At 63.5% G+C, this 18,053-nt stretch carries 14 protein-coding genes; 7 read left to right on the top strand and 7 right to left on the bottom strand.

The genetic code is table 11. The features are described from left to right. Positions 1-199 precede the first annotated feature (199 nt). From BMON_RS01195 to BMON_RS01185, 3 genes are all read right to left on the bottom strand, one after another. Positions 200-436, bottom strand: a complete 237-nt coding sequence (locus BMON_RS01195) for a hypothetical protein (RefSeq protein ID WP_033510997.1) — start codon at positions 434-436, stop codon at positions 200-202. 3 nt (positions 437-439) lie between these two features. Beyond that, positions 440-835, bottom strand: a complete 396-nt coding sequence (locus tag BMON_RS01190) for a DUF948 domain-containing protein (RefSeq protein ID WP_033511251.1) — start codon at positions 833-835, stop codon at positions 440-442. A gap of 177 nt (positions 836-1,012) precedes the next feature. Beyond that, on the bottom strand, positions 1,013-1,687 hold the full coding sequence (locus BMON_RS01185) for a histidine phosphatase family protein (RefSeq protein WP_033510999.1): 675 nt from the start codon (positions 1,685-1,687) through the stop codon (positions 1,013-1,015). A gap of 38 nt (positions 1,688-1,725) precedes the next feature. On the opposite strand from BMON_RS01185, the gene BMON_RS01180 reads away from it, so the two are divergent. After that, complete coding sequence (locus BMON_RS01180) at positions 1,726-2,091, top strand: phage holin family protein (RefSeq protein WP_033511001.1); 366 nt, start codon at positions 1,726-1,728, stop codon at positions 2,089-2,091. 352 nt (positions 2,092-2,443) lie between these two features. Here BMON_RS01180 and BMON_RS09805 read toward each other — a convergent pair whose 3' ends face one another. The 3 genes from BMON_RS09805 to BMON_RS01170 all read right to left on the bottom strand — a co-directional run bounded on the left by BMON_RS09805 (position 2,444) and on the right by BMON_RS01170 (position 6,369). Beyond that, positions 2,444-2,590, bottom strand: a complete 147-nt coding sequence (locus tag BMON_RS09805) for a hypothetical protein (protein ID WP_156098607.1) — start codon at positions 2,588-2,590, stop codon at positions 2,444-2,446. Positions 2,591-2,815: 225 nt separating this feature from the next. Next, on the bottom strand, positions 2,816-3,442 hold the full coding sequence (gene rpsD, locus BMON_RS01175; protein ID WP_033511003.1) for a 30S ribosomal protein S4: 627 nt from the start codon (positions 3,440-3,442) through the stop codon (positions 2,816-2,818). A 248-nt stretch (positions 3,443-3,690) separates the two neighbouring features. Beyond that, the gene (locus tag BMON_RS01170; RefSeq protein ID WP_033511253.1) at positions 3,691-6,369 is read right to left on the bottom strand and encodes a UvrD-helicase domain-containing protein; all 2,679 of its coding nucleotides are present in this window, start codon (positions 6,367-6,369) and stop codon (positions 3,691-3,693) included. Positions 6,370-6,553: 184 nt separating this feature from the next. Here BMON_RS01170 and BMON_RS01165 point away from each other — a divergent pair, with 184 nt between their 5' ends. Both BMON_RS01165 and BMON_RS01160 read left to right on the top strand, forming a co-directional pair. After that, positions 6,554-7,132 carry a xanthine phosphoribosyltransferase gene (locus BMON_RS01165; protein WP_033511005.1) on the top strand — a complete coding sequence of 193 codons (579 nt, stop codon included), beginning with the start codon at positions 6,554-6,556 and terminating at the stop codon, positions 7,130-7,132. Positions 7,133-7,178: 46 nt separating this feature from the next. Beyond that, positions 7,179-8,552 carry a nucleobase:cation symporter-2 family protein gene (locus tag BMON_RS01160; RefSeq protein WP_033511007.1) on the top strand — a complete coding sequence of 458 codons (1,374 nt, stop codon included), beginning with the start codon at positions 7,179-7,181 and terminating at the stop codon, positions 8,550-8,552. A 173-nt stretch (positions 8,553-8,725) separates the two neighbouring features. Here the strand turns inward: BMON_RS01160 and guaA are convergent, their stop codons facing one another. After that, positions 8,726-10,288: a glutamine-hydrolyzing GMP synthase gene (gene guaA, locus BMON_RS01155; protein ID WP_033511009.1), complete on the bottom strand. Its 1,563-nt coding sequence runs from the start codon at positions 10,286-10,288 to the stop codon at positions 8,726-8,728. Positions 10,289-10,747: 459 nt separating this feature from the next. On the opposite strand from guaA, the gene BMON_RS01150 reads away from it, so the two are divergent. The 4 genes from BMON_RS01150 to BMON_RS01135 all read left to right on the top strand — a co-directional run bounded on the left by BMON_RS01150 (position 10,748) and on the right by BMON_RS01135 (position 17,991). After that, positions 10,748-13,225: a phosphoketolase gene (locus BMON_RS01150; RefSeq protein ID WP_033511011.1), complete on the top strand. Its 2,478-nt coding sequence runs from the start codon at positions 10,748-10,750 to the stop codon at positions 13,223-13,225. A 240-nt stretch (positions 13,226-13,465) separates the two neighbouring features. Beyond that, positions 13,466-15,145 carry a phosphate acetyltransferase gene (gene pta, locus BMON_RS01145; RefSeq protein ID WP_237745273.1) on the top strand — a complete coding sequence of 560 codons (1,680 nt, stop codon included), beginning with the start codon at positions 13,466-13,468 and terminating at the stop codon, positions 15,143-15,145. Between the two features lie 125 nt (positions 15,146-15,270). Next, positions 15,271-16,500, top strand: a complete 1,230-nt coding sequence (locus BMON_RS01140) for an acetate/propionate family kinase (RefSeq protein ID WP_033511013.1) — start codon at positions 15,271-15,273, stop codon at positions 16,498-16,500. Between the two features lie 207 nt (positions 16,501-16,707). Continuing rightward, entirely contained in the window at positions 16,708-17,991 is a 1,284-nt protein-coding gene (locus BMON_RS01135) for an MFS transporter (RefSeq protein WP_081882733.1), read from the top strand. The last annotated feature ends 62 nt before the right edge of the window (positions 17,992-18,053 follow it).

The following is an 18,053-nucleotide window of genomic DNA, read 5'->3' as shown; positions in this document are numbered from 1 at the left end:
CATACATGGTGGCGGAAGTCATCGTGCCACGGGCTCGTGCGGGGCGATGCCCGTGAGTCGGACCATCCCTCGACATCCTAGCCCCTACTGACCCGTTCACGCTCCGAGCGTGAACGAACGCAAGGACCGTGAACGAGCCATGGCCGAAACCAGGTACCATGCACCTGGGCCACGGCCAAGGCCCACCGAATACGTCCGGTCAGCTCCTATTGGCAGCATACCGCTCGCCGAGCTCGTGCTCTCGACGAAGACGGGCCGTGTTGAAGTCGCGGACCAATCCCTGCAAGGTGCGGATATGGACGTTCTCCTGATCGGAACCGAGGAGGAACTGACGCGCGCCATCCGGGGTCCTCTCGCGAACGTAGGCCTGTGCCTTGGCCGCGATGAGGACACCGAGCATGGTACCCAGCCCTATCCAGAACAGACGTTTGACCATGTGCTACTCCCCCTGTGCATCCGTCGGCTGGTCGCGGTGCTTGGCGCGGCCGGCGAAGAAGGATCCGGCGGTCTCCTTGGCGGCGTACCAGACGGCCGCCGCCTTGATGATGGGGCGGCCCAGGAACGAACCATACAGGTCGCTGAGCGCGCCGACATTGTTCGCGGTGGTCGAGGCCGCTGCGGAGATCCTGTTGACGTCCTCCAACGAACGATTGACCTGTTTGATCGTCGTTACGCTCTCGTCGAGCGTGGGCAGGGCATGGTCGCCGGTCTGCCGGATGGTCAATGCCACCTGGTCGAGCAACTTGCCCAGCCGAATCAGCGGATAGATCAGGAATCCGGCAAGTACCGCGAACGCGATCGCGGCGATCAGGCCGGCGATATCCCCTATGCCCATCACGAACCTCTTTTCCGGTGGCACGAACACCTCGCCCACTCATCTCATACGGAGTTCCACACTAACTAAAGGCCCAGACTCACCGGGTCCCGATTCCCCCAAGGAGTCCCCACGGGGTGCGCCACCCGGGGCCGGCCACCATGACCGTCACATTCCCTTCGGCGAATTCACACACATTCAACGATTGTATGAGCGTACGGTAACGGCCCGTCCGATGGGCAGCGCGGTGTCGAAATCGAGACAGGTCACGCTGCCGTTCGCCGGACGTTGGCTCAGGTCGTAGCCCTCGGGCGCGTAACGGTGCATGAGACTGAGCAGCGTGTTGCCATGGGAGATCTGCAACACGTCATCGCCATCGTGCAGCCTCGCATCGCCCGCGATCACGGCGAAGCCCCCCTCGACCCGTTGCCAGTACTCTTCGTCGGACTCGGCGTCATGAAAGGGATCGGCCTCCTTGAGGAAGTCCCTCGTCGCCTCGAGACCGTATCGTTCGACGATGGAACCGTAGCTCGGCGTGCCATGCGGAGCCCCGGCTGCCCACCACGCCATGGCCATGTCCTGGCCTTCGAAATATCCGTAGAACTGTTCACGGAAGTGCATGTCATCAATCAACTCGGGGCGTCGATGTCCGGCCGCCTCATTGCGGTCCAGGATCCGGGCCGCGGTGACCATGGCGCGGGTCGTGTCCGAGCAGTACGCGGCCTTGAAATCCACCATGGAGAGCTGCTCCGCGGCACGGTCGGCATCCGCGAGCCCCGCCTCGGTCAGTGGCGAATTGGACCACCCCTGAAGACGGTTGTACCGGTTGAAGTAGGTCTGTCCGTGGCGGACCAGGTGCAGATGAAGAAGCATATCTCGATTATGACCGCACGCGTGACATAATCGTGGGTATGACACGTTTCCTCATACACTGGCTCATCATGACCATCGCCTGCGCCGTCACCGTGGTGCTGCTTCCCGGCATGGTGCCGGTCGGCACTCCCCCGCTGCTGGGTATCGCAGCGTTCGCGCTGTTCATGGCCCTCATCAACTCATCGATCAAACCCGTGGCCCATACGTTGGCCCTGCCGTTCTCGATCCTCACCTTGGGACTGGTCGCGCTGATCATCAACTGGCTGTGCATGCGACTCGCCTCATGGCTCGCCCTCTCGCTGTTCGGCGTGGGCGTCATCGTGCAGGGGTTCTGGTGGTCGGTGTTCGCCTCGCTCATCATCACCGTCGTCTCCTCCATCGCCGCGGCCATCGTCGGAGAGTGACAGGCCGGGCCCGCGCGGTCGTCGGCCGGACCTCCATACGGAAGCCCGGCAGCACCGCGATTGGAGCTCGGCGTGTCCGGACAATGGAAGGAACCGTCTCATACCGATCAGGCAAGTCGGGTGATATGAAAAAGCAACCGCAGAATATGGCCCCTCAATTGTTGTATCACGCGACTTGCCTATACGAATCGTCGACTTGCGTCAGTGAACCGGCGACCTTGGTGCGTGAATCGTCGATCCTTGCCGGGTAATCGCCCATCCTTGTCATCCAATCGTCGACTTGCGTCACTCAACCGTCGACCTTGGTGCGTGAATCCTCGATCCTTGTCGGGCAATCACCCATCCTTGTCGCTCAATCGTCGACTTGCATCAGTGGATCGACGACTTTGGTGCGTGAATCGTCGACGTGTGTGACCGAATCGCCGATCCATGTCACCAGATCGATGACCTTGATAGGTGAATCCTCGACTCTCGTCACCCAATCGCCTATCCCTGCCACTCAACCTTAGACTTGTGTCACCCAATCGTCGACTTGTGCGTGACGCCCTCGCATTCATGCCCATCGGCTGCACGCCGGACATGACACGCTGGACCTAGGACGGCGGACCGGAGACGCCGTTGGGACCATCAATCCCGGCCCGCAATCACACCCCGCGCATAATCGAAGGCCCCCACGAATAACCGTGGGGGCCTTCGACTGTATGTCCCTGTAATGGGTGATGAATCAGCGCGCGTAGAATTCGACGACGTACTGGATGTTGACCTGCACCGGAATCTCTTCGGTGAGCGGCTTGCGCGTCAGCGTGGCCTTCAGGGAAGCGAGATTCACATCGAGGTAACCCGGGACGGCGGTCAGCACGTCGCGGTGGACGCCCTCGGCCGCGATCTGGAACGGCACCATGGTCTGGCTCTTCGCCTTGACCTGGATGGTCTGTCCCGGACGGACGCGGTAGGACGGGCGGTCGACGATGTTGCCGTCGACCAGGATGTGACGGTGCACGACGAACTGGCGGGCCTGAGCGGTGGTCCGGGCGAAGCCGGAACGCAGCACCAGGGCGTCGAGACGGGACTCGAGGTCCACGAGCATCGCGTCACCGGTCTGGCCGGCGGTGTGGGTGCCCTTCTCGTAGACGGCGCGCAGCTGGCGCTCCGAAATGCCGTACTGGGCGCGCAGACGCTGCTTCTCGCGCAGACGAACCGCGTAATCGGATTCGGTGCGACGACGCGTGCGGCCGTGCTCGCCGGGAGCGTAGGGACGCTTCTCGAAGATGCGCTGGGCCTTGGGGGTCAGTGCGATGCCGAGGGCGCGCGAAAGACGCACCTGACGGCGTGAACGCTGAATATTGGTCATGATGAAACCATACCTTCATTCATTCTGTCGTTATCTGAAACGGAGCACGGCCGCAGCCGTACTGAGTCAGCCTCTCCAGTGCTTCATCGTGCCATGCACGAACGGCGCCACGCGCCGCCGACCCACTGATGGGCTAAGACTCCAGATAGCATCCGTCTGCTGACGGACACGATCTACCAGTATACACCCATCCCGTCGACCGACTTCGGCCGCCGGGGCCGCCGATGCCGCCGGGACCACGGTGGCGCTCAGAGCTTCTCGATCGGGGCGACTCGAAGCATGAGCCGCTTGACCCCGTCCGCGCCGAAGTCGACGGTGATGACCGAGTTGCGTCCCTTATCCTGGGTATCGAGGATGGTCCCCAGGCCGTATTGGTCGTGGGAAATCTTGTCGCCGATCTGGAAATCCGCGATCTGCAGATGGTTGTCCTTGCGCACCGCGGAAGCCGGCACAGCCTTGGCCGAAGACGACGGGGCGATCCGCCGCGTCGTCACCTTGCCGCTCGATCCGTGCGACGAGGACGAGGCCCGGGAGCCATAACCACCGTACGAACCACCATGGGAACCACCGTACGAGGACGTCCGCGACGAAGCACCGTGCGAACCACCATACGAAGACGAGGAACCACGCGACCCCGAGCGACCCGAGGAGCCGTATCCCCCGCCGTAGCCGGCACCCGACCATGATGATGAACGCGAGGAACGGGAGGAACGCGCGGCACCGCCGTGCGAGGAGCTGGAGACGCCGAAACCGCCGCCACTGAACTCGTCGTCATCCCAACCGCCGAATTCGTCACCGTCATCATCGAAGTCCCGGTTACCCCAACCGCCGCGCATCCGTTCGGCGCCCGACTCCTTGCGTTTCCACTCGATGAGATCGGCGGGTATCTCGTCGAGGAACTGGCTGGGCAGCATCTCGTTGGCCTGCCCCCACTGCGCCCTCACCGAAGCACGGGTCAGGTAGAGCCGCTTGCGGGCACGCGTGATGCCCACGTAGGCCAGCCGGCGCTCCTCGCTCAGCTCGTCCTCATCCTCCAGGGAGCGTGCATGCGGGAACGTGCCCTGCTCCATGCCGGTGAGGAACACGATCGGGTATTCGAGGCCCTTCGCGGTGTGCAGCGTCATGAGCGTGACCTTGCCGTTGTCCTCGCCTTCGCCGGGGAGCTGGTCCGAGTCCGCGACGAGCGCGGTGGTCTCGAGGAAGCCGGCCAACGTCGAGTCCGGCGTGTTCTGCTCGAATTCGGCTGCGACGGACTGGAGCTGGGAGAGGTTCTCCACCCGCGAGGCGTCCTGGGGATCCTCCGAATGCTGCAGCGTGTCCAGCAGACCGGAATCCTGAAGCACCTGGGCGACGATCTGGGAGGGTCTCGCATCGTGCTCGTGCGCGAACGAAGCCAACGCCTGCATGAGATCGCGGAACGCACCCAGCTGCTTGGCCGTGCGCGTGGGCATGCCCTCGATACTGTCGAGGTGCTCCACCCCCGACCAGAACGTCGAATCATGGGCTTGCGCGTATCCCGAGACGAGCGCCTCGGCCCGGGCTCCCAGACCTCGTTTGGGCACGTTCATGATGCGTCGCATGTTGACGTCGTCGGCAGGATTGACCAGGGCCTGCAGATAGGCGATGGCGTCCTTGACCTCACGGCGTTCGTAGAACTTCGTGCCACCGATGAGCTGGTAGGGTATGCCGGCGTTGATGAGCGCCTCCTCAAGGGAACGCGACTGCGCGTTCGCCCGGTACATGATGGCCATGTCCGCATACGTGTACGTCCCGTCGCTCACGGTGCCGGCGATCTGTGAGGCGATCCAGGAGGCCTCCTGCTGCGCGTTGTCGGCGGCGTACCCGACGATCGGGTCGCCCTTGCCGGCGGCGGTCCATAGCTTCTTGGGCTTGCGCCCCTTGTTGTTGGCGATCACGGCATTCGCCGCATCAAGGATGGTCTGCGTGGATCGGTAGTTCTGCTCGAGCATGATCGTCGCCGCATTCGGGAAATCCTTCTCGAAATCCTGGATGTTGCTGATGTCGGCGCCCCGGAAGGCATAGATCGACTGGTCGGAATCGCCCACGACCGTCACCCAGGCCGGGCCTTCCCGCCCCGCAGCCACGGGCGCGCCCGACGTCGTGGCCTCGCCGTTCACGCCGCCGAGCTCGCGGATCAGCTCGTACTGGGCGTGGTTGGTGTCCTGGTACTCATCGACGAGGATGTAGCGGAACTTGTGGTGGTAGTACTGCGCGACCATGGGCCTGGTTCTGAGCAGTTCCACGGTACGCATGATGAGGTCATCGAAATCCACCGCATTCGCGGCCTCGAGACGATGCTGATACTCGGCGTAGACGACCGCGTACAACTCTTCGACGTTGCCCAACCGGCCCAGCTGATAGCCGCGCTGCCCAGGACGGTAGTCGGCGGCATAGGTCTGCAGCTGAGTGCGCCAGTCCTGCAGATTATTCTTGTAATCGGAGATGCGCGCCAGGATGCTGCGCGGAGTGTATCGCTTGACGTCGAAGTTGAGGTCCGCGGCGATGAGCTTGACCAGCCGTTCGCAATCGGCCGTGTCATAGATGGAGAATCCGGAGGCGAGTCCGATTTCCTTGCCGTCGCGCCGCAGGATGCGCACGCAGGCCGAGTGGAAGGTCGAAACCCACATGCGCTGCGCCACCGGTCCGATGAGTGTGGTGAGGCGTTCGCGCATTTCAGCGGCGGCCTTGTTGGTGAACGTGATCGCGAGGACCTGACTGGGCCAGGCCCCGAACTGCGAGAGTATCCATGCGATACGCCGCGTGAGTACCCTCGTCTTGCCCGACCCGGCGCCGGCCCCTATCAGCAGGGCGGGGCCCTGGTGCTGCACGGCCTGAGCCTGCTGCGCGTTGAGATCGGAGATCAACTCCTGGGGCCTTCGTGCAATGAAATCGGGATCTGCCGACACGTTCGCGTACCTTTCCTGAGGATGATGAAGGGCCTTCGGCATGACACATGCCAGGCGCCGCGCATCCATGTCTAGCACAGCATACCGTCAGCGCGGCAGGGTGTGATCGGTCACCATGCGCCTGTATGCTCCCCTGTATCGGCGCGCGCCCTACCGGCACGCTTGGCATCTTGCGAGGGTGGTTATGAAGGAATTACAGGACAGGATTCGTCGGGACGGCATGGTCAAGCCGGGCAACGTACTCAAAGTGGACTCGTTCCTCAACCACCAGTGCGACGTCGCGTTGTTCGACCACATGGGAGCCGAATGGGCCCGCATCTTCTCCGGTCGCCACATCGACAAGATCCTCACCATCGAGGCGTCGGGCATCGGCATCGCGTGTTGCGCGGCCCGGCACTTCGGCGACGTCCCCGTGGTCTTCGCCAAGAAGACGCAATCAATCAACCTCGAAGGTGACCAGTACGTCACCAAGGTCTACTCCTACACCAAGCAACGAGAATTCCCCGTGATCGTGGCGAAGCGTTTCCTCAAGGCCGGGGAGCGGGTGCTCCTGCTCGACGACTTCCTCGCGAACGGCAAGGCCATGCAAGGCCTGATCGACATCTGCGGCGAGGCCGGCGCGCAGGTCGTGGGCATCGGTATCGCGATTGAGAAGGGTTTCCAATCCGGCGGAGAGATCCTGCGCCGCGCGGGATACGATGTCGAATCCCTCGCGATAGTCACCTCGATGGACGCCGAGACCGGCACCGTCGAATTCGCCTGACGCGCCGCGCGCCCACGATCGATACGTTACGAGAAAGCGTGCGAGCATGAGTTTTGACCGACCCGACAAATCAGAGACCACCACCGACTCCCACAACACCCATGCCTCCACCCTGTCATCTCTGGACGGCGACATCTCGTTCTGGAAGGGCATACCATTCGGACTGCAGCACGTCCTGGCGATGTTCGTCGCGAACCTCGCCCCGATATTCCTGGTGACCGCCGCAGCACGGATGACGGCGGAGCAATCCGCGCAGGTCATTCAGAGCGGCCTGCTCGTCGCGGGCCTGGGCACGTGCCTGCAGCTGTACCCGCTATGGCGCGTGGGCAGCCGCCTGCCCATGGTGACTGGTATATCCTTCACCTACGTGGCCGCCGCGGTCGCCATCGTCTCGACGCAGGGATACGGCGCCGTCATCGGCGCGGTGATGGTCGGCGGCCTGCTCGAACTGCTGCTGGGTCTGACGGCGCATCTGTGGAGCCGTCTCGTGCCCCCCATCGTCTCCGCGGTCGTCGTGACCTCGATCGGGTTCTCCCTCCTGTCCGTCGGCGCGACGTCATTCGCGGGTGGTGCGGGGTCGAAGGATTTCGGTGGCTGGACCAACCTCGGTCTCGGGCTCATCTCGCTGGTCGCCTGCTTGGCCTTCCAGCTGCTCATGCGCGGCACCCTCAAACAACTCTCGGTGCTGTTCGGACTCATCGTGGGCTACGTCTGCGCGGTGGCCGCCGGAAAGGTCGATTTCTCCGGTTTCTCCGGGATCGCTGTGGTGAGCCTGCCTCGCGTCCTGCCGGTCATGCCGCGTCTTGACGCCGGAGCCATCATCACCTTCGCCCTGCTGTACGTCGTCTCCTCCGTCGAGGTGCTCGGCGACACCGCGGCGCTCACCAAGGTCGGCCTGAACCGCGCACCCACTCCTCGCGAAACCTCGGGCGCCATCGCCGGCGACGGCCTCATCTCCGTGGTCTCGGGCGCCTTCGGCTGCCTGCCACTCACCTCGTTCGCACAGAACATCGGCCTGGTGGCGATGACCAAAGTCGTCAACCGCAAGGTGATCTTCTCCGGAGGATTGCTCCTGGTGTTGGCGAGTCTGGTGCCGGGCATCGCCCAGGCGTTCAACTCCTTGCCGCAGTCGGTGCTGGGTGGTTGCACGATCATGATGTTCGGTAACATCATCCTCTCGGGATTCCAGATGATCTCGGAGGCGGGCTACACGCAGCGCAACATCACGATAGCCGCGCTGTCGTTGACCATCGGCATCGGATTCACCCAGGTGAGCGGCATCTTCGCGCGTTTTCCCCAGCTCTTCCAGTCGATTTTCGCGACGAACTGCATCGTGCTGTCCTTCGTCGTCGCGGTGATACTCAACGCGGTGCTCCCCGGCGAGCACCGGTTCCTGTCAGCGCCTGCGGAGCGTGGATAGCCCCGTCACACCGGGCCCGTCCCACACCGAAATCGCCTCACTCAACACTATGGGCGGTACGGAGCGATTGTGAGTCCCTCGGGTTCAGCGGCAGCAGGCACTCACGGGTGTCCGGATACCCATAGCCAGGGCACTCAGCACCTGGATGCCCGGGTCCCAGTGGTGTCGGACGCTCACTCCCACTCGATCGTGGCCGGCGGCTTCGAGGTGCAGTCGAGCATCACGCGGTTGATCTGACGGCATTCGTTGGTGATGCGCGTCGAGATGGTGGCCAGCACGTCGTAGGGCACACGCGACCAATCGGCGGTCATCGCATCCTCCGAGCTGACGGGCCGCAGCACGATCGGCGAACCATACGTGCGCTCATCCCCCTGCACGCCCACGGAATGCACGTTGGCCAGCAGCACGACCGGGCACTGCCAGATGTCGCGGTCCAGGCCTTCCTTCGACAGCTCCTCCCGCGCGATGGCGTCCGCCTCACGCAACAGGTCCAGGCGTTCCTTCGTGATGTCTCCGATGATGCGGATGCCCAAGCCGGGCCCCGGGAACGGCTGGCGCCATACGATGCTGTCGGGCAGCCCAAGCTCCGTGCCGATGGCCCGCACCTCATCCTTGAACAGGGTGCGCAGCGGTTCGATGAGCTTGAACTTGATGTCCTTGGGCAGGCCCCCGACGTTGTGGTGGGATTTGATGTTCGCTGCACCGTCGCCGCCGCCCGATTCCACGACGTCCGGATACAGTGTGCCCTGCACGAGAAATTTGACCTCCTTGCCTTTGGCACCCGCCTCCTCGATGACCTGGCGCTGCGCCTTCTCGAAGGTGCGAATGAATTTCTCGCCGATGATCTTGCGCTTGCGTTCGGGTTCGCTCACGCCCTTGAGCGCGGTGAGGAAGTCGTCAGCGGCGTCCACGGCGATGAGCCGGATGCCGGTGGCCTTGACGAAATCGTGTTTGACCTGTTCGACCTCGCCTTTGCGCAGTAGACCGTGGTCCACGAACACGCATGTGAGCTGGTCGCCGATCGCGCGGTGCACGAGCGTCGCGGCGACCGCGGAATCCACACCTCCGGACAATCCGCAGATGACTTCGGCATCGCCCACCTCGGCCTTGATCTTGGCGATCTGATCCTCGATGATGCCCGAGGCGCTCCAGTTGTCGCGCAGGCCGGCGGAACGGTGCAGGAAGGTGTCGAGCAGATCCTGACCGAGCGGCGTGTGCCTGACCTCGGGGTGCCACTGGACGCCATACAGTCCTCGTGACGGATCCTGCATCGCGGCGACGGGAGCGCCATCGGTATGGGCGAGCACCTCGAAGCCCTTGGGCGCATGTTCGACCGCGACGCCATGGCTCATCCACGTGGACTGCTCCGCCGGAGAACCCTCGAGCAGCCCCTCGGCATGGTCGATGTCCGCGTGGGTCTTGCCGTATTCTCCCAGAGCGGCCCGGTCGACGGTACCGCCGAGCTCATGCGCCATGACCTGGAAGCCGTAGCAGATGCCCAGAATCGGTACGCCTGCATCGAAGATCCGCTTGTCGATGCCGGGCGCCCCGGGCTCGAAGACCGATGCGGGGCCGCCCGACAGGATGATCGCCTGCGGATCCTTGGCCAGCATCTCATCGACGGGCATGGAATGAGGGACCAGCTCCGAGTAGAGGTGGGATTCGCGCACACGTCGCGCGATGAGCTGGGCGTATTGCGCCCCGAAGTCCACCACGAGTACCGGACCTTGTGCCATAGCTGTTCTCCCTTGAGTTGTAGAGGTATGCGAGACACGACCATTGTGTCCAGATAAGCCGACAAACGTCCACGGCATCGGTCCGGGGCTCCGCTGTCCGGCACCGGAGCCGTCGGCCTCACGAAACCGAACATGAGGGCGAACAACACGCCGCGCGATTTTGCGTCAAAACGAACGTGGCGGATTGGCGTGATAGCGGGCATATCGTTGCCATCCGGGTATTTCCGGCATGCCGGTGACGGTCCGAAGTGTGCACAGGAGGACCCAGTAAAAGTAACAAAATGCAAGATAATGAACACAATTACTCACACAGATGCAAAAAAAACTTCCAAAGGTCAGGCACCTCGGTTAGGATTGAGCACGATTGGGCATGAAACCCACGGATTCGTAAGGGTCCCACGGTTCTATGCCTAAAGTAAATAATCAATCGCACACTAGTGCAGGAGTACAGGAGTACATATGACGAGTCCTGTTATTGGCACCCCTTGGACGAAGCTCGATGAGCCGGTATCCGAGGAGACTCTTGAAGGTATCGATAAGTATTGGCGCGCAGCCAATTACCTCTCGATCGGCCAGATTTATCTTCGCAGCAACCCTCTGATGAAGGAGCCGTTCACCCGCGACAACGTGAAGCACCGGTTGGTCGGGCACTGGGGCACCACTCCGGGCCTGAACTTCCTGCTGGGGCACATCAACCACCTCATCGCCGCTCACAAGCAGAACACCGTGATCATCATGGGACCGGGCCACGGCGGCCCCGCCGGCACCGCGCAGTCCTACCTGGACGGCACGTACACCGAGTACTACCCGAAGATCACCAAGGACGAGGCCGGACTGCAGAAGTTCTTCCGTCAGTTCTCGTACCCGGGCGGCATCCCCTCCCACTTCGCTCCCGAAACCCCGGGATCGATCCACGAGGGCGGCGAGCTCGGTTACGCGCTCTCCCACGCCTATGGCGCCGTGATGAACAACCCGAGCCTCTTCGTCCCGGCCATCGTCGGTGACGGCGAAGCCGAGACCGGCCCGCTGGCCACCGGCTGGCAGTCCAACAAGCTCGTGAACCCACGCACCGACGGCATCGTGCTGCCGATCCTGCACCTCAACGGCTACAAGATCGCCAACCCGTCGATCCTGTCGCGCATCTCCGACGAAGAGCTGCACGACTTCTTCCACGGCATGGGCTACGAGCCCTACGAATTCGTCGCCGGATTCGACAACGAGGATCACCTGTCGATCCACCGTCGTTTCGCCGACTTGTTCGAGAGCATCTTCGACGAGATCTGCGACATCAAGGCGCAGGCTCAGACCGACGACATGACCCGTCCGTTCTACCCGATGATCATCTTCCGCACCCCCAAGGGCTGGACCTGCCCGAAGTACATCGACGGCAAGAAGACCGAGGGCTCCTGGCGCGCCCATCAGGTGCCGCTGGCCTCCGCCCGCGACACCGAGGCCCACTTCGAGGTGCTCAAGCACTGGCTTGAGAGCTACAAGCCCGAAGAGCTCTTCGCCGCCGACGGTTCCATCAAGCCCGAGGTCACCAGCTTCATGCCCGAGGGCGAGCTGCGCATCGGCGAGAACCCGAACGCCAACGGCGGTCGCATCCGCGAGGACCTCAAGCTCCCGAAGCTCGAGGATTACGAGGTCAACGAGGTCAAGGAGTACGGCCACGGCTGGGGTCAGCTCGAGGCGACGCGTCGCATGGGTGTCTACACCCGCGACGTCATCAAGCTCAACCCTGATTCGTTCCGCATCTTCGGACCTGACGAGACCGCATCCAACCGTCTCGCCGCCGCGTACGAAGTGACGAACAAGCAGTGGGACGCCGGCTATCTGTCGGCTCAGGTCGACGAGCACATGGCCGTCACCGGCCAGGTCACCGAGCAGCTTTCCGAGCATCAGATGGAAGGCTTCCTCGAGGGCTACCTGCTCACCGGTCGTCACGGCGTGTGGAGCTCCTACGAGTCCTTCGTGCACGTCATCGACTCCATGCTCAACCAGCATGCGAAGTGGCTTGAGGCCACCGTGCGCGAGATTCCGTGGCGCAAGCCGATCTCCTCGGTGAACCTGCTGGTCTCCTCGCACGTCTGGCGCCAGGACCACAACGGCTTCTCCCACCAGGACCCGGGCGTCACCTCGGTGCTGCTCAACAAGACCTTCAACAACGATCACGTCGTGAACATCTACTTCCCCGTGGATGCGAACATGCTGCTGGCCGTCACGGAGCGTTGCTACAAGTCCACGAACGAGATCAACGCGATCATCGCGGGCAAGCAGCCCGCTGCGACGTGGCTGACGCTCGACGAGGCTCGCGCGGAACTCGATAAGGGTGCCGCCGAGTGGACCTGGGCCTCCAACACGGACAACAACGACGACGTACAGGTCGTCCTGGCCTGCGCCGGCGATGTCCCCACCCAGGAGATCATGGCCGCCGCCGACAAGCTGAGCGCCTTCGGCATCAAGTTCAAGGTCGTCAACGTGGTGGATCTGCTCAAGCTGCAGTCCGCCAAGGAGAATGACGAGGCCCTGTCCGACGCCGAGTTCAGCGATCTGTTCACCGCCGACAAGCCCGTCCTCTTCGCCTATCACTCCTACGCGCATGACGTGCGTGGCCTGATCTACGATCGCCCGAACCACGATAACTTCAACGTTCACGGCTACAAGGAGCAGGGCTCCACGACCACGCCGTACGACATGGTCCGCGTCAACGACATGGATCGCTACGCGCTGACCGCCGAGGCACTGCGCATGGTCGACAAGGACAAGTACGCCGCCGACATCGACAAGCTGGAGGCCTTCCGCAAGGAAGCGTTCCAGTTCGCCGTCGACAAGGGCTACGATCACCCCGACTACACCGATTGGCTGTGGCACGGCGTGAAGTCCGACAAGGCCGGAGCGGTCACCGCGACCGCTGCGACCGCAGGCGACAACGAGTAATCCACGTTGTAACCGATAGTGGTGCATCGTGACGAATCCCCTCGGGGAATCTCATGGTGAAGCAAGCGGGGCATCTGCAGTGCAGGTGCCCCGCTTCGTCATATGCGCTCGGTTGCGCCAAAGCGCCGAGATTCCGCCCACACGCGACACACTGCTTCACGGAAGACGTCTACAATGGTCGAGGTTTCAGACAACACCTGGACTCACATCGTCGTGTCAGTGCACAAAGGAGTAACCATCATGACCCAATCCGTATTCATCGCCAGTCCCGAGGGCGGCAACGGCCGCAATGTCGTGGCCTATGGCGTGCTGCGGACCCTGTCGAAACAGGGTCCGACCGGTGTCTTCCGCCCCATCGCCTGCCGCAGGGAGACCTTCACCGGACTCCTGCTCGACACGGCCGGAGCCGGTCAGGACCCTTCCACGACACGCGGAGTATGCCCCAAGAGGGCCAGGCGCGACGGCCAATGCGCACGAGCCGACATCGTCGCGGCCTATGACGTGGCGAGGGAGTCGGCCGGCACCGATCGGATGGTCATCGTCGGGTCCGACCACTCCAATGTCTATGACCCCCAGGGGTTCACGCTCAACGCCCAGATAGCCGCCGACCTTCAGTCCCCCGTCTTCCTCGCCGTATGCACCATCCCGCGCGACGGCGACGAGGTCAAGGCCACCGTCGATTCCTGCACCACCGTCATCGAGCAGGCCGGATCGCAGGTCGTGGGCGTGTTCGTGACCGGCTGCACGGGTACCAAGGCCGCTGACGCCAAACGGGCCCTCGCCGATTCCCCTGTGCCGGTCTGGACCGTCGATAAGGTCGCCTTCCCTGATGAGGATGACCCTAAGGCCGGCGAACGGGCCATGCGGGCCTTCGACGACGCCGCCCCGGAAGCGCAGGTGCTTGCGGCCCTCAAGGTAAGGCCGACGTCACACGTCACGCCCTATGACTTCCAGCACAGCCTCCTGCGCAAGGCCAAGGCCGACCGCAAGACCATCGTGTTGCCCGAAGGCTCCGAGGACCGCATCCTGCGCGCCGCCGACTATCTGCTTGCCCGTGACATCGTCGATCTCATCATCGTGGGCGACCGCGAGACGTTGCTCCCCCATGCGCAATCCCTGGGTCTCAACACCCTCGACCGCGCGCAATTCCAATCCATGGAGGACCGGAGCGTACTCGAACCCATGGCGCGGAAGCTATGCGAGCTGCGGGCCAAGAAGGGCATGACCTACGAGCAGGCGCTTGCCCAGCTCAAGGACCCGAGCTACTTCGGCACCATGCTGGTGGTCATGGGCAAAGCCGATGGCCTGGTCTCCGGTTCGGTCAACTCCACGGCCAACACGGTGCGCCCGGCCCTGCAGGTGATAAAAACGAAACCCGACGCCACCCTGGTCTCGGGCGCCTTCCTCATGTGCTTCCCCGACCACGTGGCATTGTTCGCCGACTGCGCGATCAACCTCAATCCCGATGCCCGTCAGCTCGCCGAGATCGCCCTGCAATCCGCGCACACCGCACGCGCCTTCGGACTCGAGCCCCGTGTGGGCATGCTCTCCTATTCCACCCTGGGCTCGGGCAAGGGACCGGACGTTGATCTCATGGAGGAGGCCACCCGCCTCGTACACGAACGCGAGCCCGAACTGCCGGTCGTGGGACCGATCCAGTTCGACGCGGCATGGTCCCCGACGGTCGCAGCGGCCAAGGCCCGGGGCAACGATGTGGCCGGACACGTCAATGTCTTCGTGTTTCCCGACCTGAGCGCCGGCAACATCGGATACAAGGCGGTGCAACGATCCTCCGGAGCCCTGGCCATCGGGCCGGTGCTGCAGGGCCTCAACCGACCGGTGAACGACCTGTCGCGAGGGGCGCTGGTCGAAGACATCATCAATACGGTGGCGCTCACCGCCGTTTCGGCCCAGGCCTGACCCACCACCAACCCCGCTGCGCTCGAGTCCCGAGCCCAGCGGGGTTTTGTATCCGCTGACGAGTAATCTGGGGGGCGAAGCCGCGCGGATCTGCGCGGAACAACAACACATGGAGGATGCCGATAATGGCGAAAACCGTCCTTGTCATTAATTCCGGATCAAGTTCGATCAAGTACCAGCTCGTGGATCTCGAATCCGGTGAAGGCCTGGCCTCTGGCCTCGTCGAGAAGATCGGGGAACCGACCGACGGACACTACAAGCACGAGTACCAGGGTGCCAAGCACGAGCTCAACGAGCCGATCCACGACCACGAAGAGGGCTTGAAGCGCGTGCTCGGCCTCTTCGAGGAGTACGGCCCGAATCTCAACACCGCCGGCATCGTGGCCGTCGGCCACCGCGTCGTGCAGGGCGGGGCGGTATTCCCCAAGCCCGCGCTCGTCAACGACAAGACCATCGGCAAGGTCAAGGACCTCGCCGTGCTCGCGCCGCTGCACAACGGCCCCGAAGCCACGGGCGCCGAGGTCATGCGCGCCCTGCTGCCCGACGTGCCGCAGGTCTTCGTCTTCGACTCCTCATTCTTCTTCCAGCTGCCCAAGGAAGCCAGCACCTATGCGCTGAACAAGGACATCGCGGAGAAGTACCACATCCGCCGCTACGGCGCGCACGGCACCTCGCATGAGTTCATCGGCTCCGTTGTCCCCGGCGTGGTCGGCAAGCCCGCCGAAGGCCTCAAGCAGATCGTCCTGCACATCGGCAACGGCGCCTCCGCCTCCGCCCAGATCTCCGGCGTTCCCGTCGACACCTCCATGGGCCTGACCCCGCTTGAGGGCCTTGTCATGGGCGGCCGCACCGGCGACATCGATCCCGCCGTGGTCTTCCACCTCATCCGTAACGCGCATTTGACCGTCGATGAGCTCGACACGCTGTTCAACAAGCGTTCCGGACTCACCGGCATGACCGGGTTCGGCGACATGCGCGAGATCCACCGTCTCATCGCGGAAGGCAACGAGGACGCGAAACTCGCCCTTGCCGTCTACGTGCACCGCATCGTGGGCTACATCGGCAACTACACCGCCCAAATGGGCGGCCTCGACGTGCTGACCTTCACGGCCGGCGTCGGCGAGAACGACGAGATCGTCCGCCGTATGGTCTGCCACAAGCTGGCGCCGTTCGGCGTCAAGCTCGACGAGCAGAAGAACGACACCCGCTCCAAGGAGCCCCGCATCATCTCCGCCCCCGACAGCAAAGTCACCGTCGCCGTCATCCCCACCAACGAGGAGCTGGCGATCGCCCGCAAGTCCGCGGCCATCGCCGCCGAAGGCAAGGACACCTACGGCAACGTCTTCAGCCGCTGATCACAGCCGCATGATCGGCTGATCGACCGCATGCCACCGACGTCTCCATGGGGCGGTGTGATGTCGTGAATCGTATGATTCACGGGACCGCACCGCCCCATTGCCGTCCCCGGTGTTCATCTCCGGCGCAGGCCATACGATATTGCTACACTGGGGCGCATATCGTATCACTCGCCCGCATCATGCACGTATCAGGAAGGCGATGCCATGAACCGAGGCCCTGTGCCCTCAGTCATACCATCCTCACCGGAGACGAGACGTACACTGCACGCCAGTTACATGGGCTATGCCGCCCAGGCGATCGCCAATAATTTCGCGCCGTTGCTCTTCATCACCTTCGAGTCCACGCTCGGCATCGATCTCAACGAACTCGCGACCCTCATCTCGGTGCTGTTCGGCACCCAGCTCATCATGGATCTCATCGCCTCTCGCTACGCCGAGCGCATCGGGTACCGCATCTGCATCCTGTTCGCCACCGCCATGTGCGCCGTGGGACTCGGCGGACTCGGCTTGGTGCCCGTGTTCTTCGCCGCCAATGCCATGCCGGCGTTGACCGTGGCCACGGTCGTATACGCCGTCGGCGGCGGTCTCATCGAAGTCCTGGTCTCACCGATCGTTCAGGGGACGCCGACACCCCACCCTGACCGTGCGATGAGTGCCCTGCACACGTCGTACTCCTTCGCCCAAGTGGCCGTGGTCGTTGTCACGACCGCGTTCTTCGCGCTCTTCGGCCACACCGCATGGCCTCTGTTGGCGGGCCTGTGGGCGCTGGTCCCGCTCGCATCCGCCGTCATGTTCCTGCGTGCCCCGCTGCCGGTGCACGTCGCCGAGGACATGCCCCAGGACGGCGGCACGGCGGTCGTTCTCTTCCACCGCAGGAAAGCGTTCTACGTCTTCGTCATCGTGATCATGGGCGGAGGCGCCTGCGAGATGGCCCTGGGTCAGTGGGCGTCGTCGTTCGCCGAGACCAGCCTGGGTCTGGGCAAGAGTCTGGGCGATCTGGTCGGGCCGGCGTCTTTCGCGCTGATGATGGGCGTGTCCCGGCTGTTCTATACGCGCTACGGCCACCGCATCGACCTGCGGCGCTTCCTGTTGGTCAGCACGGCGTTGTGCTGCGTGAGCTTCCTGCTCATCGGCCTGCTCTCGACACCCATCGCCGTCCTGCTCGCCTTTTCGATCGGCGGATGGTCGGTCGGGATCATCTCCCCCGGCGTCTTCGCCTTGGCGGCAGACGATATGCCTCACGGCGGGATGCAGATGTTCGGTCTGTTCTCGGCGTTCAATGACATGGGCAATGCCATGGGGCCGGCCGTGGTCGGTTTCGCGGCCCAGGCCCTGGGCGACAGCCTCCACCACGGATTCCTCGTGGCCACCGCTTTCCCCGCGATGATCTTCGTCGCCTTCCTGGCGCAATCCGTGGTACGCAGACGACCCAGAACGGCAGGTTCCCCGACCCGCAAGGCCTGGTACCGCCAAATATATCCGGACTGATCACGACCGATCGAAGTCCGGACGGGCCCTCCTCCGGGAGGGCGCATGTGCGGCAGCGACGC

The organism is Bifidobacterium mongoliense DSM 21395, from assembly GCF_000741285.1.
GTDB lineage: Bacteria > Actinomycetota > Actinomycetes > Actinomycetales > Bifidobacteriaceae > Bifidobacterium > Bifidobacterium mongoliense.
The sequence above is the reverse complement of the archived record's forward strand: the minus strand, read 5'-3'. Positions and strand labels throughout refer to the sequence as shown.